16 protein-coding genes and 1 pseudogene are annotated in these 18412 nt (G+C 73.7%); 10 read left to right on the forward strand and 7 right to left on the reverse strand.

The annotated features are described in order from the left end of the window. Positions 1–108: 108 nt before the first annotated feature. Positions 109–603: a DUF3145 domain-containing protein gene (locus tag ACFW9D_RS26645; protein WP_188339127.1), complete on the reverse strand. Its 495-nt coding sequence runs from the start codon at positions 601–603 to the stop codon at positions 109–111. A 299-nt stretch (positions 604–902) separates the two neighbouring features. Here ACFW9D_RS26645 and ACFW9D_RS26650 point away from each other — a divergent pair, with 299 nt between their 5' ends. Both ACFW9D_RS26650 and ACFW9D_RS26655 read left to right on the forward strand, forming a co-directional pair. Further along, positions 903–1817 carry an SGNH/GDSL hydrolase family protein gene (locus ACFW9D_RS26650; protein ID WP_188339126.1) on the forward strand — a complete coding sequence of 305 codons (915 nt, stop codon included), beginning with the start codon at positions 903–905 and terminating at the stop codon, positions 1815–1817. A gap of 30 nt (positions 1818–1847) precedes the next feature. Beyond that, a complete protein-coding gene (locus tag ACFW9D_RS26655; protein ID WP_384625664.1) occupies positions 1848–2861 on the forward strand; it encodes an aldose epimerase family protein in 1014 nt (337 codons plus the stop codon). Positions 2862–2869: 8 nt separating this feature from the next. On the opposite strand, the gene ACFW9D_RS26660 is transcribed toward ACFW9D_RS26655, so the two are convergent. The 4 genes from ACFW9D_RS26660 to ACFW9D_RS26675 all read right to left on the reverse strand — a co-directional run bounded on the left by ACFW9D_RS26660 (position 2870) and on the right by ACFW9D_RS26675 (position 5658). Continuing rightward, positions 2870–3199, reverse strand: coding sequence for a YrdB family protein (locus tag ACFW9D_RS26660; RefSeq protein ID WP_188339124.1), 330 nt, complete (start codon positions 3197–3199; stop codon positions 2870–2872). After that, positions 3196–4023: an EI24 domain-containing protein gene (locus ACFW9D_RS26665; RefSeq protein WP_384625668.1), complete on the reverse strand. Its 828-nt coding sequence runs from the start codon at positions 4021–4023 to the stop codon at positions 3196–3198. Before ACFW9D_RS26665 ends, ACFW9D_RS26660 begins: the two co-directional genes overlap by 4 nt. Before the next feature lie 50 nt (positions 4024–4073). Next, entirely contained in the window at positions 4074–4496 is a 423-nt protein-coding gene (locus ACFW9D_RS26670; RefSeq protein WP_188339122.1) for an organic hydroperoxide resistance protein, read from the reverse strand. Between the two features lie 136 nt (positions 4497–4632). Beyond that, positions 4633–5658 (reverse strand): NADP-dependent oxidoreductase, encoded by a 1026-nt coding sequence (locus tag ACFW9D_RS26675; RefSeq protein WP_384625672.1) that lies wholly within the window; start codon positions 5656–5658, stop codon positions 4633–4635. Positions 5659–5776: 118 nt separating this feature from the next. Here ACFW9D_RS26675 and ACFW9D_RS26680 point away from each other — a divergent pair, with 118 nt between their 5' ends. Continuing rightward, complete coding sequence (locus ACFW9D_RS26680; RefSeq protein WP_188339120.1) at positions 5777–6214, forward strand: MarR family winged helix-turn-helix transcriptional regulator; 438 nt, start codon at positions 5777–5779, stop codon at positions 6212–6214. A 52-nt stretch (positions 6215–6266) separates the two neighbouring features. Here ACFW9D_RS26680 and ACFW9D_RS26685 read toward each other — a convergent pair whose 3' ends face one another. Continuing rightward, positions 6267–6926, reverse strand: a complete 660-nt coding sequence (locus tag ACFW9D_RS26685; RefSeq protein ID WP_384625675.1) for a hypothetical protein — start codon at positions 6924–6926, stop codon at positions 6267–6269. A gap of 189 nt (positions 6927–7115) precedes the next feature. Between ACFW9D_RS26685 and ACFW9D_RS26690 the strand changes: the two genes are divergently transcribed. The 3 genes and pseudogenes from ACFW9D_RS26690 to ACFW9D_RS26700 all read left to right on the forward strand — a co-directional run bounded on the left by ACFW9D_RS26690 (position 7116) and on the right by ACFW9D_RS26700 (position 10414). Next, on the forward strand, positions 7116–8273 hold the full coding sequence (locus ACFW9D_RS26690; protein WP_384625678.1) for a mandelate racemase/muconate lactonizing enzyme family protein: 1158 nt from the start codon (positions 7116–7118) through the stop codon (positions 8271–8273). Next, positions 8270–9157, forward strand: a pseudogene (locus ACFW9D_RS26695) (zinc-binding dehydrogenase); the annotation flags it as partial. The gene ACFW9D_RS26690 and the pseudogene ACFW9D_RS26695, both read left to right, overlap by 4 nt. Before the next feature lie 570 nt (positions 9158–9727). Next, positions 9728–10414: an SsgA family sporulation/cell division regulator gene (locus ACFW9D_RS26700; RefSeq protein WP_384625681.1), complete on the forward strand. Its 687-nt coding sequence runs from the start codon at positions 9728–9730 to the stop codon at positions 10412–10414. Positions 10415–10442: 28 nt separating this feature from the next. On the opposite strand, the gene ACFW9D_RS26705 is transcribed toward ACFW9D_RS26700, so the two are convergent. Then, the gene (locus ACFW9D_RS26705; RefSeq protein ID WP_384625684.1) at positions 10443–12488 is read right to left on the reverse strand and encodes a SpoIIE family protein phosphatase; all 2046 of its coding nucleotides are present in this window, start codon (positions 12486–12488) and stop codon (positions 10443–10445) included. A 132-nt stretch (positions 12489–12620) separates the two neighbouring features. Here ACFW9D_RS26705 and ACFW9D_RS26710 point away from each other — a divergent pair, with 132 nt between their 5' ends. The 4 genes from ACFW9D_RS26710 to ACFW9D_RS26725 all read left to right on the forward strand — a co-directional run bounded on the left by ACFW9D_RS26710 (position 12621) and on the right by ACFW9D_RS26725 (position 18369). Beyond that, on the forward strand, positions 12621–14720 hold the full coding sequence (locus ACFW9D_RS26710; protein ID WP_188340600.1) for a SpoIIE family protein phosphatase: 2100 nt from the start codon (positions 12621–12623) through the stop codon (positions 14718–14720). Between the two features lie 183 nt (positions 14721–14903). Then, a complete protein-coding gene (locus ACFW9D_RS26715; protein WP_384625689.1) occupies positions 14904–16880 on the forward strand; it encodes an ATP-binding protein in 1977 nt (658 codons plus the stop codon). 13 nt (positions 16881–16893) lie between these two features. Continuing rightward, the gene (locus ACFW9D_RS26720; protein ID WP_384625692.1) at positions 16894–17823 is read left to right on the forward strand and encodes an RNA polymerase subunit sigma-70; all 930 of its coding nucleotides are present in this window, start codon (positions 16894–16896) and stop codon (positions 17821–17823) included. Between the two features lie 63 nt (positions 17824–17886). Then, on the forward strand, positions 17887–18369 hold the full coding sequence (locus ACFW9D_RS26725; protein ID WP_384625695.1) for a nucleoside deaminase: 483 nt from the start codon (positions 17887–17889) through the stop codon (positions 18367–18369). Positions 18370–18412 lie beyond the last annotated feature (43 nt).

An 18412-nucleotide genomic window follows, 5' to 3' on the forward strand; every position in this document is an offset into this window, starting at 1 on the left:
CCGCCCAGAGCGGGGCGGGCCCGCGCGGCGCCGGGGGCCCGCCGACCCGCGGGGGTGGGGCCCCGGGGGTTCCCCCCCGGGCCGGCCCCCTTCGTCATCCCCGGCGCGCTACACGACCTGGTGGAGCCAGCGCACGGGTGCGCCCTCGCCCGCGTAGCGGAAGGGTTCCAGTTCGTCGTCCCAGGGCTTGCCGAGGAGGCGGGCGACCTCGGACTCCAGGTCGGTCTCGCCGCGCTGGGAGCGGGTCAGGGCGGCGCGCAGACGGTCCTCCGGGATCAGGATGTCGCCGTGCACACCGGTGACGGCGTGGAAGATGCCGAGTTCGGGTGTGGCACTGTAGCGCTCGCCCTCGGCCGCCGCGCAGGGCTCGGCCGTGACCTCGAAGCGCAGCAGCTGCCAGCCGCGCAGTGCGGAGGCGAGTTGGGCGGCGGTGCCGGCCTCGCCCCGCCAGGAGAACTCCGATCTCCAGGTGCCGGGCGCCGCGGGCTGTCTGATCCAGTCGAGACTGACGCGCGCACCGAGCACGCCCGCGACCGCCCACTCGACATGCGGGCACAGCGCGCGTGGCGCGGAGTGCACGTAGAGAACTCCACGTGTCGTCACCGGGACCTCCCGTGTCGACCGGATCGAAAAGACTCCGACAAAAAGGGACAAATTTAACGTGTTGTAATTTAGCGGAACCGGTACAGCGAGATCTCACCGGGTCGACCCGGGACCCCGGGGCGAGGCTATCGCGGAGCGGTGCAAGGAGTGTGTCGTACTGTCGGTCCCGGGGCGCACAAACTCCGACCTTTCACCCGGCGGGGCGCAACCCCGGCCCCGCGTACGGCGTCAGACGGGGCGGCAGGGTGTGCGCACGGCGGACGAAGCTTGACGACGGCGATTGACGGAGAGGACCACGGATGCGGGCGCGGAGTCACCGGGCGGTGGCCGGTGTGGTGGCGGGCGTCCTCGGTCTCTCGGCGCTGACGGCCTGTTCGGGCACGGCCGACACCTCGCAGGGCGCGCGCGGCACCCGTTCCTCGCCCTCGCCGTCCCCCTCCCCCACGCCGGCCTGGGACACGAGCCCGGAGTCGGTCGCCGCGGTGGGCGACTCGATCACGCGCGGCTTCGACGCGTGCAGCGTCCTGTCGGACTGCCCCGAGGTGTCGTGGGCGACGGGTTCGGACGCGCAGGTACGCAGTCTCGCGGTACGGCTGCTGGGCACGAGCCGCGCGCAGACGCACAGTTGGAACTACGCGCGCACCGGCGCCCGGATGGAGGACCTGCCGGCGCAGATGGCGCGGGCCGGGGCCCGCACCCCGGAGCTGGTGACGGTGATGGCGGGGTCCAACGACGCGTGCCGGCCGACCGCCACGTCGATGACGCCGGTCAGCACGTTCCGGGAGGACTTCGAGAAGTCGCTGCGGCGGCTGCGCGAGGCGGCGCCGAAGGCGCAGGTCTACGTGATGAGCGTGCCGGACCTGAAGCGGCTGTGGTCCGAGGGCCGCGCCAGCGATCTGGGCAAGCAGGTGTGGAAGCTCGGGATCTGTTCGTCGATGCTGGCCGATCCGGACGCCCTGGACGCGGTCGCGGGGGCCCGGCGGGACCGGGTGCAGGAGCGCGTGATCGCGTACAACAAGGTGCTCGAGGACGTGTGCGCGCAGGACGAGCGGTGCCGGTACGACGGCGGCGCGGTCTTCGACTACCGGTTCGGGCAGCGGCAGTTGAGCCACTGGGACTGGTTCCATCCGAGCCGGGACGGGCAGGCGCGGCTCGCGGCGCTCGCGTACCGCGGGGTGACGTCGAGGGAGCCGGTGCGGGAACCCGGGGCGTGAGCCGGCGGGGCCCGGCGTAGGGTCCCGGTCATGCGCAGCGAACTTTTCGGCACACTTTCCGACACCGATGAACTTCTCTCGTCCGATGTCCATCGCTGGACGCTCGAACGGGACGGGGTGCGGGTGCGCGTCCTGACGTACGGCGGGATCGTGCAATCGGTCGAGACGCCCGACCGGACGGGCGCGCGGGCCGACGTGGTGCTCGGGTTCGCTGATCTCGACGGCTATCTGAGGCACACGGGGCCGTACTTCGGGGCGCTGGTCGGCCGCTACGCGAACCGGATCGCCCAGGGCCGCTTCACGCTCGACGGGCACACGTACCCGCTCGCGCGGAACAACGGGCCGAACGCGCTGCACGGCGGTGAGCGCGGCTTCGACCGACACGTGTGGGCGGCGGAGCAGGCCGGTCCGTACGCGGTGCGGCTGAGCCGGGTGTCACCGGACGGCGAGGAGGGTTTCCCGGGCCGTCTGGAGGTGTCGGCGACGTACGCGCTGGAGGCGGGCGGGGCGTTGGGCATCACGTACGAGGCGGTCACCGACGCCCCGACGGTGGTGAACCTGACCAATCACACGTACTGGAACCTGGGCGGCACGGACGGGAAGGCGGGGAGCGCGGCCGGGCACGCGGTGCGGATCGACGGCGGGCGGGTGACCGTGGCGGACGGTGATCTGGTGCCGACCGGTGAGCTGCTCGACGTGACCGGGACCCGCTTCGACTTCCGCGCCCCGCGGACGGCCGGGCCCGGGTACGACCACAACTACGTGCTGGACAAGGGCGTCACGGCCCGGGCGGTGGAGGTGGCCGGGCTGCACGACCCGGTGTCGGGGCGGACGCTGGGCGTCGCGACGACCGAGCCGGGGCTGCAGCTCTACACGGCCGATCACTTCGACCCGGCGCTGCCGTTCGAGCCGGGCGCCGGGATCGCGCTGGAGACCCAGCACTTCCCGGACTCGCCCAACCGGCCGGAGTTCCCGTCCACGGTGCTGCGGCCCGGCGAGGTGTTCCGGTCGCGGACGGTGTACACGTTCGGCACCGACGCCTGATCCTCCGCCTACTGCTCCCAGGCGGCGGCCAGGGCCTTGCTCACGGCGCAGACGGCGGCGAACAGGGCGGCCCAGACGTAGGCGCCGGACAGGGCGAGGGCGGCGACTCCGGCGCCGAACCAGGCCAGCTCGAAGGCGACGCGTGCGGCGCCGCGGGTCTTCCAGCGGGCCTTCGGGGAGCCGAAGAGGGACCAGGTGGTGATCATCACGGCCAGGCCCAGGAGGCCGTAGAGCCAGGCCAGCGCGGTGGAGACGTCGCGGGTGAAGCCGTAGGCGCCCACCGCGCCGAGGGCGATCAGCTCGACGGCGAACAGGACGGCGAGGTTCGCGGTCTTCATCGCGGGGTGCCGTCCGCCGTGTAGGGGTTCGGCGCGGGGTGCGGGTGCGGCGTGGCCGGGCGCACGCCCGAGGCGGCGTCGTCGTCGGGCGGGGACTCGAGGTCCCGGACCATCAGGGTGGCCCCGGCGACGGCGCCCGGCATCAGGAAGACCGCCACGAACGGGACCAGGAAGGCCACCGCCAAGGGCGTGCCGAAGCCCCAGACCAGGGACTTGCGGGAGCGCAACAGGGCGAGGCGGTCGCGGAGTTGGACCTCGCGGCGCTGGAGGGCCACCGCCGTCAGTTCCTCCGTGAGGAAGAAGCCCGTGACGAAGAAGCCGATGACGGGGACGACCGTCTGGCCGACGAAGGGGAGGAAGCCGCAGGCGAAGAGGAGGACGCCCCACAGGCCGGCGCGGAGCAGGACGCGGAGGCTGTCGCGCGCCGAGATCCACAGCTCGCGCCAGAGCGGCAGGCCGGACTCGGGGGCGTGGCCGCCCTCGGCGATGTCGACCTGCTCGGACAGGGACTCGTAGAAGGGCTGGCCGATCAGGAGCGTGACCGCGGTGAAGGTCAGTACCGACAGGAGCAGCGCGAGGGCGAAGAGGACGACGGTGAGGAAGCCCCGGAAGAGGCCGAGCCACGGCGAGGACCAGTCGTCGGCGAACGGGGTGGCCCACCCGACGAAGTCGGTGCCCCAGACGGCGAGGCAGACCAGCGCGGCCGCGTACAGGACCAGGGTGATCAGACCGGGCAGCAGGCTCCAGCCATACTGCTTGCCGTGCTGGGCAACCCATCGTTGCCCCTTCATCAGATAGCCGAAGCCCGCCCCGAGATCACGCATGGCGCACACCTTACGGGACGGGTCCGGCGGCCTCTGCGGGCCTGTCAGGCTCAGACGGAGAGCGTGACCGTGATGTTGCCGCGGGTCGCCTTGGAGTACGGGCAGACCTGGTGGGCCTTCTCGACGAGGTCCTTGGCGGTGGCCGCGTCCACGTTCGGGATCGACGCCTTGATGTCGACGATGATGCCGAAGCCCTCGTCGTTCTTGCCGATGCCGACGTGGGCGGTGACGGTCGAGCCGGAGACGTCGGCGTTCTCCTGGCGGGCGACGACGGCGAGGGCGCCCTGGAAGCAGGCGCTGTAGCCGGCGGCGAAGAGCTGCTCCGGGTTGGTGCCCTCGCCCGAGCCGCCCTGCTCCTTCGGCGGGTTCACGACGACGTCGAGCTTGCCGTCGTCGGTGGCGACGCGGCCGTCGCGGCCGTTCTCGGCGGTGGCTACGGCGGTGTAGACGACGTCGGACTGCGTGATGGCCATGCCCGTACTCCCTCAATCAATCCATTAAGCGGAAAGTCAGATCCGTATTACGGAAAGAGAGTAGCGAATGGCGCGCAGAACGAAAGTGGCCCCCGTCACAGACGGGGGCCACAGTGCGTACCGGAAGCGGTGGATGTCAGAGCTTGACGATCATCTTGCCGGTGTTGTCGCCGCGGAGGACGCCCATGAACGCCTCCAGGTTGTTCTCGATGCCGTCGACGAAGGTCTCGCGGTACTTGAGCTCACCGGAGCGGATCCAGGCGCCGACCTCCTGAACGAACTGAGGCTGCAGGTCGTAGTGGTCGCCGACGAGGAAGCCCTCGATGCGGCCGCGGGTCTGGATCAGGCGCGCGAGGTTGCGGGGGCCCGGGGCCGGCTCCGTGGTGTTGTAGACGGAGATCGCGCCGCAGATGGCGATGCGGCCGTCGCGGTTCAGACGGCCGATGGCGGCCTCCAGGTGGTCACCGCCGACGTTGTCGAAGTAGGTGTCGATGCCGTCGGGGGCCGCCTCCTTCAGGAGGGTGTGGACCTCGCCCGTCTTGTAGTTGAAGGCCGCGTCGAAGCCGTACTCCTCCAGGAGCAGCTTGACCTTCTCGTCCGAGCCGGCCGAGCCGATGACGCGCGAGGCGCCCTTGAGCTTGGCGATCTGGCCGACCTGGCTGCCGACCGCGCCCGCCGCGCCGGACACGAAGACGCTGTCGCCCTCCTTGAACGAGAGGGTGCGCAGCAGGCCCGCGTAGGCGGTGAGGCCGGTCATGCCGAGGACGCCGAGGTAGGTGGACAGGGGCGCGGCGTCCGGGTCGACCTTGACGGCCTGCTTGGCGTCGAAGGTCGCGTACTCGCGCCAGCCGAAGAAGTGCAGGACGTGGTCGCCGACCGCGACGCCCTCGTCGTTCGAGGCGATGACGACGCCGACCGCGCCGCCCTGCATGGCCTTGCCCAGCTCGTACGGGGCGACGTACGACTTCGCGGCGCTCATCCGGCCGCGCATGTACGGGTCGACCGACAGGTACAGGTTCTTGACCAGGACCTGGCCGGCGGCGGGCGCCTCGACGGGGGCCAAGCGCAGCTCGAAGTCCTCGGGCTTCGGCCAGCCGACCGGGCGGCTGATCAGGGCCCACTCGCGGCCGGTGGCGGGAATCTGAGGGGTGTCGGCGGACATGCGCTGATCCTTCGCGGCTGGGGTACGGCTCGGACGGTTGCTCCGAATGTTTCACTACCTGAAACAACCATGCGTCTGAATATTTCAGAATGTCAAGTATCTGGGTACCCTGGACGGCATGACCGCCACCCGTTCGCGCCGCACCGACCCCCTCACGCTCGAAGTCGTCGAGCTGATCGGAGCCGTCGTCGCGCGCTACCACCAGGAGTACGAGGAGGCCGCCGCGCGGCACCGCCTCACGGGGGCGCAGGCGCGGGTCCTCGGGCTGCTCTCGCTCGACCCGCTGCCGATGCGGCAGATCGCCCAGCGCCTGAAGTGCGAGCCGTCGAACATCACGGGGATCGTGGACCGGCTGGAGACCCGGGGCCTGGTGGAGCGGCGGCCCTCGCCCGGGGACCGGCGGGTGAAGGTGGCCGCGCCGACCGAGGAGGGCGTGCGGGTCGCGCGGAGCCTGCGGGACTCGCTGGACTTCGCCCGGGAGCCGCTGGCCGGGCTGTCGCACGAGGAGCGGCTCGTGTTCCGGGACATGCTGCGGCGGATGACCGGCACCGCCTGAGCCGCCGGACGCGCGGCCTGGCGACTGGCTCGCCCAGGTGCGGCGGCAGCCGTCAGGTGCACCACCACAGGAAGCGGTCGCAGGTCTCCGTCGGCGCCGGGGCCGGGGCGGGCGGCGGGGAGGTGGGGCGCGGGGCGCTCGTCGTGGGCCGGGAGGTCGAGGGGCGGTCCGGCGGTGTGCTCGCGGCGGGGGTGTCCGCGCCGTCCGGGCTCCGGCTCTCCTTCTTCTCCGGCTCCTTCGACGGGGACTTCTCGGCGTCGGCGGCGTCGCGGGTCGCGCTCGGGGACGCGGAGGCCGTCGGGCTGCCGGTGTACGAGGCGGGCGGCGTCGAACCCTGGCTCGGCTCGGCGGAGGGCGTCGCGGCGGCGCCGGTCTCGTCCGCGCCCGTGACGTCGGGGGCGGCCTGGTTGCCGGCCGGCGCATCGGACTCGGAGAGCTCGGCGACGCCGAGTCCGCCCGCCGCGAGGGCGAGGCCCGCCGCCACGAGCAGCACGCGACGGCGCCTGCGCCGCTGGGTCCGGGCCCGGGAGGACCGGCGCCGCCGGCCGCGCGGGCGGACCGGCGCGTCCTCGGGCTCCGGCGCGGTCTCCTCGACCGCCTCCTCCGCGGCGAGCGCCTCGGCGTAGGCGCGCACGGCCTCGGCGGGTGTGCCGCAACCGGGGCAGGTCACAGCGCCGTTGAGGTGGCGTCGGCAGGGGTGGCAGTAGTCCATGACGTAGGGAGGCTAGGCGCCACGCGGTGAGGCAGGACGACGACACTGTGAATCTTCTGTGCGGAACACGCCCTTCCGTCGTGAGTCGATCCACGCAGACCCATTGACACCCCCACAGGGCCGTCCTTACTGTCTCGCCACGATTTCGAACGCGTGACGAAATATCGAACATCACTGGGGGCAATCGCCTTGCGCATCACGGGAATCAGCACGCATGTGGTCGGCACGCCGTGGCGGAACCTGACCTATGTCCAGGTGCACACCGACGAGGGCGTCACGGGTGTCGGCGAGACCCGGATGCTGGGCCGCACGGACGCGCTGGTCGGCTATCTGAAGGAGGCTCAGGCCAACCACATCCTGGGCTCCGACCCGTTCGCGATCGAGGACCTCGTGCGCCGGATGAAGTACGGGGACTACGGGCGGGCCGGCGAGATCGTGATGTCGGGCATCGCCGTGATCGAGATGGCCTGCTGGGACATCAAGGGCAAGGCGCTCGGCGTCCCCGTCTGGCAGCTGCTCGGCGGCAAGGTCACCGACCGCGTGAAGGCCTACGCGAACGGCTGGTACACGACGGAGCGGACGCCCGAGGCGTACCACGACGCGGCGAAGCGCGTCATGGAGCGCGGCTACCGGGCCCTGAAGATCGACCCGTTCGGGACCGGGCACTTCGAGCTGGGCCACGAGGAGTCCCTGTACGCGGTGTCGCTCATCGAGGCCGTGCGGGACGCCATCGGCCCCGACGCCGAGCTGATGCTGGAGATGCACGGCCGCTTCTCCCCCGCGACCGCGATCCGGCTCGCGAAGGAGCTCGCGCCCTTCGCTCCGGCCTGGCTGGAGGAGCCGGTGCCGCCGGAGAACCTGAAGGCGCTGGAGAAGGTCGCGGCCAAGGTGGACATCCCGGTGGCGACGGGCGAGCGGATCCACGACCGGATCGAGTTCCGCGAGCTGTTCGAGAGTCAGGCGGCGGACATCCTGCAGCCCGACGTCGGCCACATCGGCGGCATCTGGGAGACCCGGAAGCTGGCCGCCACCGCCGAGACCCACTACATGCTGGTCGCGCCGCACAACGTGGGCGGCCCGGTGCTGACCGCCACCTCGCTCCAAGTGGGCTTCAGCTCACCGAACTTCAAGATCCTGGAGCACTTCAACGACTTCGCGGACGCCGGGATCAAGCACGTCGTCAAGGGCGCGCCGGAGGTCGTGGACGGCTGCTTCGAGCTGTCGCACGCACCCGGGCTCGGTGTGGAGCTCGACGTCGACGCGGCGGCCGAGTTCCCGCAGCAGCAGGCCCGGTTCGACCTGTGGGCCGAGGGCTGGGAGAAGCGCGACCCGAAGGGGAGCGCGTGAGCCACGCCGTCGTCGTCGAGGAGCCGGGCCGCCACCGCCTCGCCCCGCACGCGCCCGCCGCGCCCGGGCCCGGGGAGGCGCGGGTGCGGGTGCACGCGGTGGGCGTGTGCGGCAGCGACCGGGAGCTCTTCCAGGGCAACCGGCCCGCCCCGTACGTGCGTTACCCGGTGACGCCGGGGCATGAGTGGTCCGGGGTCGTGGAGGCCGTGGGCGAGGGGGTGCCGGTCGCGCTCGTGGGCCGCAAGACCGTCGGCGAGGGCTTCCGCAACTGTCAGGTCTGCGAGCGGTGCCACGCCGGTGACACGACGCTGTGCACCGCCGGGTACGAGGAGACGGGCTTCACCCGGCCCGGGGCGATGGCCGCGACGCTGACGCTGCCGGCCCGGCTGCTGCACGTCCTGCCCGACGACGCCGACCTGACCGCCGCGGCCCTCCTGGAACCGGCGGCGTGCGTCGCCGCCGCCGCGCTCAAGGCCGCCGCGCCGCCGGGCGCGCGCGTCGCCGTCGTGGGGGCGGGGACGCTCGGGCTGCTGGCCGTGCAGATCCTCGCGGCCGGCTCGCCCTCGGACCTCCTCGTCGTCGGTCTCGACCGTGAACGGGAGGTCCTGGCTAGGGAGTTCGGGGCGACGGACTTCCGGCTGTGCGACGAGCGGCTGCCGGACGACCGCGACGTCGTCGTCGAGGCGGCCGGGTCCGCCTCGGCCGCCCGGACCGCGGCCTCGCTGCCGCGGCGCGGCGGACGGCTCGTGCTCACCGGGATCCCGGCGCCGGGCGCGGACGGCCTCGACCCGACGGACCTCGTCGTACGGCAGCTGGAGGTGCGCACCGTGTTCGGGGCTACGCCGGCCGCCTGGGCCCACGCGGGCCCCCGGTGCGGGGGCGGGCGGCGACCGCGGCGCCCCCCCGCGGCGCCCGCGGCGCGCGCGGCCGGGCGCGCCGTTCAGTCTGCGCAGGGTGTCGTCGAGACCGCCCTGGACGTCCGTGGAGGCGGGGGCGACGGCCGCGTCGGGGGCGATGACCCCGATCACGTGGTCGTCCGCGTGCACGACGACCGTGCACGGGGGCCGCACCTGCCGGGCCTGGTGGACGACGGTCGCCGAGTCGGGTGCGAACACGGCGCTCAGGTCGATCACGAACACGTCGGGCAGCAGGATCCTGGCCCGCGCGAGCGCGAGGGTGCTGTCGTGGGTGTGGGACAGCACATGCACCTCGGACACGCTCTCGGCCTGCGCGATCAGGCGGGGCGCCCGCGCGATCGAGGCCAGGACGAGGACAGTGAGCACCCGACCATTCTTCCCCTCTTTCGCCGGGCCCGGTCCGGCGCCACGCATCAGCCGATGTGATGCAGGTCACATAATCCGATGAGGAAACCGGCGTAATGCCAGGCCACAGGAGTGCTCTCACACCCCGACGGTCACACCCGGCCGACGCCGCACCCACATCGGAGCCCCCTCATGCACGTCTCCCTGGAAACGCCCATCGGAGCCCGTCTGTTCACCTCGGACGGCCAGGAGTACGCGACCCCGGTCACGCTGCGCCACACCTCGGCCGACCCGGAGGTCGTCCGGCTGGCCTTCCCGCCGCACGTCACCCTCGACGGCCGGGCGGCGGTCTGGACGGTCGCCCGGGCCCTGCTGGCGGACGGGCTCGAGTCGCCCGCCCGGCACGGCAACGTCCGGGTGCTGCCGCACGGCCGGGACCACACCGTCATCGAGTTCGCCTCGCCGGACGGGCTCGCCGCGCTCCGCTTCGACACCGAGGTGCTGCGCCGCTTCGTCGCCCGGACCCGCACCGTCGGCGCGAGCGCCCGAGCGAGCGCGCCCGAGGCCCCCGTGCCCGGACCGCGCACCGAGGACGTGGTCGTGCCGCTGAACAGCCGCACCCAGCAGGCCCACCTCCTCGGTCTGCGGCTGCGCGAGATGCGCCAGGAACAGGGCGTGCCGCTGGCGCACGCCGCAGCGGCGGCGGGCCTGTCCCGGCTGTGGGCGGCGCAGATCGAGAGCGGCGAGATCCTCGACCTCGACACGGTGTCCCGGTACGCGAGCGGCCTCGGCGCCCGGATCACGCTGTCGGTGGAGTACGCGACCGAACGCACCGGCGTCCAGGTCGCGAGGCGCCGGACCTCGCAGTGCACCGGTTAGCCCGGGCCCCGGCCCGTGCGAGCGCCGCTCAGCCGTCCGGTGCCTCGAAGTCGCACCACACCGCCTTGCCCTCGCCACGCGGCTCCACGCCCCAGCGCGAGGCGAGCGCCTCGACGAGCATCAGGCCCCGCCCGGAGGTGGCCGTCTCCCCCGGCGAGCGGCGGTGCGGGCGGGCACTGGAGCGGTCCTTCACCCACAGCCGTACGTGCCGGGGTGTCTCCGGGAGCACTTCGAGGGTGAGGATGGCGCCGCCCTCGGTGTGCACGAGCGCGTTGACGAGCAGTTCACCGGCGGCGACCTCGACGTCGTCGGCGACCTCGCCCAGACCCCAGGCCGTGAGGTGCTCGCGCAGCGCCTGCCGGGCGTCGGCCAGGCCCTCCGGGTCCGCCTGGTGGACGTAGCGGTGGATGCGGGGCGCCTTGGGTGTGCCGGGGTCGGGGACGCGGCGCAGCACGAGGAGGGCGATGTCGTCACCGCTCCCCCAGGTCTCCCACAGACTGCGCGAGAGGTGGTCGGCGATGTCCTCGGCGTGCTCGGGGCCCGAGCTCAGGGCGGTGGACAGCGCGCCCATGCCGGCGTCGAGGTCGAGCCCCGGTTCCTCGACGAGCCCGTCGGTGCACAGGACCAGGGTCTCGCCGGGCACGAGGTCGAGGCGGGTCTCGGGGAAGTCCTCGAGGGCGAACTCGGTGGCGAGGCCCAGCGGGAGTCCGCCGGGCAGCCGGGGGATGCCGACCCGTCCGTCGACATGGCGCACGAGCGGCGGCAGGTGTCCGGCGCGGACCGCGCGGACGATGCCGGTGGCCGGGTCGAACTGGGCATAGGTGCAGGTCGCGAAGCGTTCCGTGTCCAGTTCGGCGAGGAAGCGGGAGGCGCGGGAGAGCACGGTGGAGGGCGGGTGCCCCTCGCCGGCGAAGGCGCGCAGCGCGATGCGCAGCTGGCCCATGATGGCGGCGGCGTGGGTGTCGTGGCCCTGGACGTCGCCGACGACGAGGCCGATGCGGCCCCGGGGCAGCACGACCACGTCGTAGAAGTCGCCGCCGACGGCGCGCCCGCCCCAGGCCGCGTGGTAGCGCACGGCCACCTCGGTGTCGGGGACCTGCGGGATGTCCTTGGGCAGCATGGTGGACTGCAGGCTCTTGGCCAGGTCGCGTTCCTCGTCGAAGAGGATGGCCCGCTGCAGGGACTGGGCGACGATGCCGGACAGGCCGACGCAGAGGTTGCGGTCGGAGTCGGTGAACTCCTTGCGGCCCCGGTAGAAGAGGGCGAGGCCGCCGATGGCGCGGTCCTGGGCGACGAGCGGCAGGAACGCGGCGGAGTCGAGCCGGTGTTCGTCGATGTAGGGGCGCAGCCGGGTGAAGCGGTGCGCGATCTCGGGGAGCCGCTCGACGAACAGCGGCCGGCGGTGCACGACCGCGTCGGCGAGCGGGACGGAGTCGTCGATGTTCTGCAGCTTGAGCTCGTCGAGGGCCTGCATCGACTGGCCGACGAGCGCGATGAGTTTGAGGTCCTCGCCCTCGACGAGGCCGAGGACGAGCCCGTCCGCGGCGAACCGGTCGAGGCCGCCCGCGCCGGAGAGCACGGCCACGACGTCGTCGACGGTGACGGCCCGGGACAGTGCCTCGGTCGTGCCCTGGACCATGAGGGCCACGCGGCTGCGCCGGTCGCCCTCGTGGTCCAGCCCGGCCAGTTCGGTCGGCTCGTGGACGGCGGCCCGCAGCAGTCCGACGACGCGTACGGCGCGGCCGTCGCCGTTGCGCAGCACGCGGCCGGAGGCGTGGCTGAGCCGCATCGTGCCGTCGCGCATCCGGGTGTGGAAGTAGATCCCGTAGGCGTCGGAGCCCGACTCGACCGCCGCGTTCACGGCCGAGGTGATGCGCACGGCCTCGGCCGGGACGATCCGGCCGCCCAGGGACGCGACCGTGCCGCCGAACTCGGCGCGGGTCAGGTCCACGACGGCGAGGCAGTTGTCGTCGAGGCTGAGCGCCCCGTCCTCCAGGTCCCAGTCGAAGCTGCCCACGTCGTTGAGGCGCAGGCGTTCCTCGAGGCTGATCTCCGGCTTCTCCGCAGGTCTCATGTGACTCTCCGTTGCACCGCCCGGCCACCATAACCGCGCCCCGGCGGCCCCGCACGAGATGCGTCGGCCGGGTCGTGCGCGGCGCCGGGCGGGGGGAGCATGGGAGATGCCGCACGGAGGGAGGCCGCACACATGGGCGACGGCGTTACGGATCCCGCACGCCCCGCCCGGGGCGCGGATCCCTCCGTGATCATGCCCGCGGGCGTCCTGCTCGACCTGCTGGGCGTGTGCGCCGTCGTGCTCGACGACCGGGGCCGCATCGTGCTGTGGAGCCCGCAGGCCGAGGACGTGTTCGGCTACTCGGCGGAGGAGGCGCTCGGCCAGTACGCGGCGTCGCTGCTCGTGAGCGACAAGGACCACGACCTGGTCAACGGGCTGTTCGCGCAGGTGATGGCCACGGGCACGCCCTGGGCGGGCGCCTTCCCCGTGGTGCGCCGCGACGGCACCCGCCGCCTCGTGGAGTTCCGCAACATGCGTCTGGAGGACGACGAGGGGGCCGTCTACGCGCTGGGGATGGCCGCCGACCAGTCGCAGCTCAAGGAGCTGGAGGCCGCGCTCGCGCTCTCGGACCAGCTCGTCTCCCAGTCCCCCGTCGGGCTCGCGCTCCTCGACCACGATCTGCGCTACGTCCTGGTCAACCCGGCTCTCGAGCGCATCAACGGCCGGCCGGCCTCGGACCACATCGGGCGCCATCCGCGTGATCTGCTCACCTCCCTCGACGTCGACGAGATCGAGAGCACGCTGCGCCGGGTCCTGGAGACCGGCGTCCCGGTGATGGACCGGCACGTGGTGGGCCGCACGGCGGCGGCTCCGGACGAGGACCACGCCTGGTCGGTCTCGTACTACCGGCTCGAAGGGGCGAACGGGCAGATCCTGGGCGTGGCGAACTCGGTCGTCGACATCACCGAGCGGCATCGCGCGGCGGCCGAGGCCGAGCGCGGCCGGCGCCGCCTCGCGCTGCTGGCCGAGGCGTCCACCCGGATCGGCACGACGCTGGAGGTCGAGAAGACGGCGCAGGAGCTGGCCGACGTGCTGGTGCCGGGGCTCGCCGACATCGCCGCGGTGGACATCCTCGACGCGGCGCTGGAGCTGCGGCGCGGGGAGGAGGGCGAGGGGCCGCGCCGGTTCCGCGCGCTGGGCTTCGCGTCCGCGTACCCGAACCAGGTGGCCGCGGCGGCGGACCGCATCGGCAGCCTCGCCGCGTACCGGGCCGAGCGGCTGATCACGCGGTGCGCGACGACCGGCCGGCCGATCATGGTGACGCACACGGGCCCGGCGGACCTGGCGCACATCGCGCGCAACCCGGAGGCGGCGCAGCTGCTCGCCGAGGCGGGCGTGCACTCGTACCTCGCGGTGCCGCTGATCGCGCACAACCAGGTGCTCGGGGTCGTCGACCTCGTACGGGCCCGCAATCCGGTCGCGTTCGACGAGGACGATCTGCTGCTCGCCGGTGAGCTGGCGGCGCGGACGGCGATCGCCGTCGACAACGCGCGCTGGCACCAGAGCGTGCGCACGGCCGCCGAGACGCTGCAGCGCAGTCTGCTGCCGGGACCGCTGCCGCCGCTGCACGGTCTCGACGTGGCGTGCCGCTACCAGCCCGCGCAGTCCTCCTCGCAGGTCGGCGGCGACTGGTACGACGTGCTCCCGCTGGACGGCGGCCGTACCGCGCTGGTGGTGGGCGACGTGATGGGGCACGGCATCGACGCGGCGGCGGCGATGGGCCGGCTGCGCACCGCGACACAGGCCTACGCGGATCTCGCGCTGCATCCGGCGGAGATCCTGCACCGGCTCGACCGCACGGCGTTCGACCTGGAGACGCACATCGCGACGTGCGTGTACGCGGTGTACGACCCGTACCGGCACGTGTGCCGGATCGCCAACGCGGGGCACATGCCGCCGGTGCTGATCCCGCGGGGCGGGCCGCCGCGGCTGGTGCCGCTGCCGTCCGGGGCGCCGCTCGGGGTCGGGGGCGTGCACTACAGCACGACCGAGATCGCGCTCGGGCCCGGCGACCGGCTCGTCCTGTACACCGACGGGCTGGTGGAGACGCGGGGCGATCCGATCGACGACCGGCTGGAGCAGTTGCTGCGGCTGCTGAGCGAGCCGCAGGGCTCCCTCGACGAGGTCTGCACCCGGCTCCTGGAGGGGCTGAGCGGTCCCGGGGTCGCGGACGACGTCGCCCTTCTCATCGCCGAGGTGCCGGTGACGGACGGCACGCGCGACGCCGCGTGAGCAGGACGCGGGTTCGAGGATTCGTCTCAGCGTGTGAACCGGGCGGCTCCGGCGCTACCGACAGCGCACGGATCGCGTTGAGGTTGCCGTGGCACCGCTTGCAGTGACGGTTCTGCACAGCGTGCCGCACCAGTGCGGAGACCGGGGTCGCCCGGACGGCAACAGAAGAACGGGGAGTTCAACGTGAGGCTACGTGCCGGCGGCGCGACGTCGCGGCCAGCGCCGGACCCGCGGGAGTCCGGAGGGCTCATCGGCCGGTCCCACGAGAGCGCGGCGCTGCGGCATCTGCTCGGCGCCCACCGGCTGGTCACCGTCACCGGGTTCGCCGGGATCGGCAAGAGCCGGCTCGCGGACTGCACCCTCGGCTCCTGGGACGCCCCGCCCTGGCGCCGGATCGTCCGGGTCCGCTGGGACGCCGACGTGACCGGTCCCGCCTCGCTCGCCGAGGCCGCCGCCGCGGCGCTCGGCGCCGCCCCGGGCACGGACCCGCGACCGGCGGACCTGGCCGCCCTGTGCGGCGCCGAGCGGACCCTGCTGCTCCTCGACGACGTCGACCCCGTCCAGGCCGAGTGCACCCGCCTCGTGCAGCAACTGCTCATGGCCGTACCCGGGCTCCGGGTCCTGGTGACCGCGCGGCGGCCCCTAGGCCTCGGCGAGGAACAGGTGCTGCGGCTCTCCGCGCTGCCCGTCGACGTGCCCGCGGGCGCCACCGGTCCGGCCCCCGCGGTCCGCCTCTTCGTCGAGCGGGCCCGCGACAGCGCGGAGGAACTCCTCGCCCGGGACCCGGAGTCGGCGCGCGTCGAGGAGGTGTGCCGGCTCGTCGAGGGCGTCCCGCTCGCCATCGAACTCGCCGCCGACCAGCTCGACCGCTACAGCCTCGACGACCTCGCCGCGCGGCTGCGCCAGGGCCAGGGCTGGCTCACCAGCTCCTACCCCGCGCTGCGCCGCCACCAGTCGGTGCGCGACGCGGTCGGCGCCAGTTACCAGCTGTGCGAGCGGGCCCTGCGCGTCGTGTGGGCCCGCTCCAGCGTCTTCACCGGCTCCTTCACCGAGGCCAGTGCCGTCGCGGTGGCCTCGGGCGGCGGCATCGACGCCCAGGTGATCCCCTCCTGCCTCACCCAGCTGACCGCGCTCGGCGTGCTCCGGGCGACCGGCGACCCGGGCGGGGTGCGCCGGCCCCGCTACCGGATGACGCGCGCCGCGCGCGAGTTCGGTGCCTCCCGGCTGACCGAGGCGGGCGAGTACCCGGTGGCCGCGTCCCGGCGCACCCAGCACTTCCAGCAGATGGCCGCGCACGCCGGGCGCTGCTGGGACTCCGGCGACCAGCTCGGCGCGGTGCGTCTCGTGCGCGACGAGCAGGACGATCTGCTGGCCACCGCGCACCACGCCCTGGAGCATCCGGACCCCGAGCACACCGACGCCGCGCTCGACACCATCGTCTCCGTCTGGTTCTGGTGGCTCGCCCACGGGCACGCCGCGACCGGCCTCGACCTGCTCGCCCGGCTCCTGCCGCTGTGCGAGCCCACGCGCCCCTCGGCGGTGCGCGGCACCTGGCTCGCCGCGTGGCTCGCCGTCGACACCGACCCGGCGGCCGCCCGCGCCTTCCTCGCCGCGGCCTGGCCGGGCGCGGTGCTGTCCGGCGACGACGTCACGCTCGGCCGCGTCGCCCATGTCGAGGGGATGCTGGCGCTGCGTCAGGGCGACGCCCGCGCGGCCGCGGCGCACTTCGCGGACGCGGCCGAGCTGATCCCCGCGTACGTGCCCGGCGGCCCGTCCCCGGCCGTCAGCCTGTCCGCGCTGGCCCTGGTCCAGGCCGAGCACAGTCCGCGGGCGGCCCTGCGCGCCGCGCGCCGCGCCGTGTCCTGGCCCGGAGTGCGCGACGACGCCTGGGCGAACCTCCTCGCGAACTACGCCCGGGCCCGCGTCGACGCGGCCCACGGCCGCCCGGGGCGCGCCTGGCACCGGGCCCGCCGCGCCCTCGACGCGGGCGCCGCACCACCCGGCCACCCCACGGGCCCGGGCCACACGGCGCTCCTGCATCTGATCGCCGAGCTCGAATCGGGCACGTCCGCGCGCCCCGTCCCCGACCCCCTCTTCGTCCCCCACCCCCGCCCGTCCCACGGCCCCCTCCCGGCCGACACCGCCTCCCAGCACTCCTAGGACGTCCCCACCGATGCGCTCTCCCCGGCCCACCCTCACCCCGCCGCCCCACCAGGTCCGCGAGAAGCAGCGCGGGACGGGCCCACGGCCCACGGCCGACGACGAGACACGTCCCCGACGGCGCACCCCCGCCGGCGACACCCGGGCGATACTCCTCCGCGCCCTCACCCTCGACACGGTCATCCCCACCCAACGCACCGGCAGCGCCACCGGCCCCGGCACGGACACGGACACGGGCACCTGCACCCGCCCAGACACCGGCACCGGCACAGGCACCGGCACCGGCACCGGCACCACCCGCACCCCCGTCGAATCAACCCCCCTCACCATCCATCCGCCCACGCCGGAGGCCGCCTTCGACGCCCTGTACGTCTACGCGGCCCCGGGCCTGATCCGTCAGACCCACCTCCTCACGGGCAGCCGCCGCCTCGCCTTCGAGTCCGTCGAGTACGCGTTCCGCAGGGCGTGGGAGCGCTGGCCGGAGGTCGCCCGGGACACCGACCCGGTCGGCTGGGTCCGGGCCGAGTCCCACACCTACGCCCTGTCCCCCTGGCACCAGTTGCGCCGGGTCCCCGGCCGCCCGCTGCCCGCACCGCCGCGGGATCCCGGACCCCGTGCCCTGCTGACGCTGCCGCCGGCCCAGCGCCGCGCCGTGCTGCTCTGCGACGGACTGGGCCTGAGCCCCTCCGAGACCGCCGCCGAGACCGAGGCGGGGACGGCCGCCACCCACGGCCGCCTGCGCAACGCCCGCGCGGTGCTCGACGCGCTCGGTTCCCCCGACCTCGCCGCGCTCCTCGACGACGAGTCGGCCCGCACCGTCCCCCAGCCCTGGTCCGTCCGCGAATCGACCGAGCGCCGCGCCCGCGCGCTGACCCGCACCGTGTGGTCCGTCCTCGCCGCCTTCTCCGTACTCGTCGCGGTCGTCATCGCCGTACGATCATGAGGGGACGTGAATGGAATACCAAAACCGGGTTCCCTGGGGACCTACGGACTGGAAGGGGCCGTGATGGACGAGCGGGAACTGGCGCATCTGCGCCGGTGTGTGGAGCTGGCGGAGGAAGCGCTCGACGCCGGGGACGAGCCGTTCGGCTCGGTGCTGGTGGACGGGTCGGGGAAGGTCCGGTCCGAGGACCGCAACCGGATCGCGGGCGGTGACTCCACCCGGCACCCCGAGTTCGAGCTGGCCCGCTGGGCGGCCGAGCACCTGTCCCCCGAGGAGCGCGCCGGGTCCACGGTCTACACCTCCGGTGAGCACTGCCCGATGTGCTCGGCCGCGCACGCCTGGGCCGGGCTCGGCCGGATCGTGTACGTCGCCTCCTCGGCCCAGCTGTCCGAGTGGCTGACGCGCTGGGGCCGGCCGCTGGGCCCGGTCAATCCGCTGCCCGCCCAGGAGATCGCGCCGGGCGTCACCGTGGAGGGCCCGGTCGACGAACTGGTGCCCGCGATCAAGGAGTTGCACCACCGGTTCGCGCAGCGCGCCGAGCAGTAGGAGCACAGCAGAACGAGGGCGCGCCCCCGACCCTGTGCCGGTC

The organism is Streptomyces sp. NPDC059524, assembly GCF_042749255.1.
GTDB lineage: Bacteria > Actinomycetota > Actinomycetes > Streptomycetales > Streptomycetaceae > Streptomyces > Streptomyces xanthii.

Coding starts and splice junctions, on each gene's coding strand:
- ACFW9D_RS26725 (WP_384625695.1), top strand. CDS start 17,887: ATGGACGAGCGGGAACTGGCGCATCTGCGCCGGTGTGTGGAGCTGGCG.
- ACFW9D_RS26670 (WP_188339122.1), bottom strand. CDS start 4,496: ATGGCCATCACGCAGTCCGACGTCGTCTACACCGCCGTAGCCACCGCC.
- ACFW9D_RS26685 (WP_384625675.1), bottom strand. CDS start 6,926: ATGGACTACTGCCACCCCTGCCGACGCCACCTCAACGGCGCTGTGACC.
- ACFW9D_RS26705 (WP_384625684.1), bottom strand. CDS start 12,488: ATGAGACCTGCGGAGAAGCCGGAGATCAGCCTCGAGGAACGCCTGCGC.
- ACFW9D_RS26675 (WP_384625672.1), bottom strand. CDS start 5,658: ATGTCCGCCGACACCCCTCAGATTCCCGCCACCGGCCGCGAGTGGGCC.
- ACFW9D_RS26660 (WP_188339124.1), bottom strand. CDS start 3,199: ATGAAGACCGCGAACCTCGCCGTCCTGTTCGCCGTCGAGCTGATCGCC.
- ACFW9D_RS26710 (WP_188340600.1), top strand. CDS start 12,621: ATGGGCGACGGCGTTACGGATCCCGCACGCCCCGCCCGGGGCGCGGAT.
- ACFW9D_RS26700 (WP_384625681.1), top strand. CDS start 9,728: ATGCACGTCTCCCTGGAAACGCCCATCGGAGCCCGTCTGTTCACCTCG.
- ACFW9D_RS26650 (WP_188339126.1), top strand. CDS start 903: ATGCGGGCGCGGAGTCACCGGGCGGTGGCCGGTGTGGTGGCGGGCGTC.
- ACFW9D_RS26680 (WP_188339120.1), top strand. CDS start 5,777: ATGACCGCCACCCGTTCGCGCCGCACCGACCCCCTCACGCTCGAAGTC.
- ACFW9D_RS26655 (WP_384625664.1), top strand. CDS start 1,848: ATGCGCAGCGAACTTTTCGGCACACTTTCCGACACCGATGAACTTCTC.
- ACFW9D_RS26665 (WP_384625668.1), bottom strand. CDS start 4,023: ATGCGTGATCTCGGGGCGGGCTTCGGCTATCTGATGAAGGGGCAACGA.
- ACFW9D_RS26720 (WP_384625692.1), top strand. CDS start 16,894: ATGCGCTCTCCCCGGCCCACCCTCACCCCGCCGCCCCACCAGGTCCGC.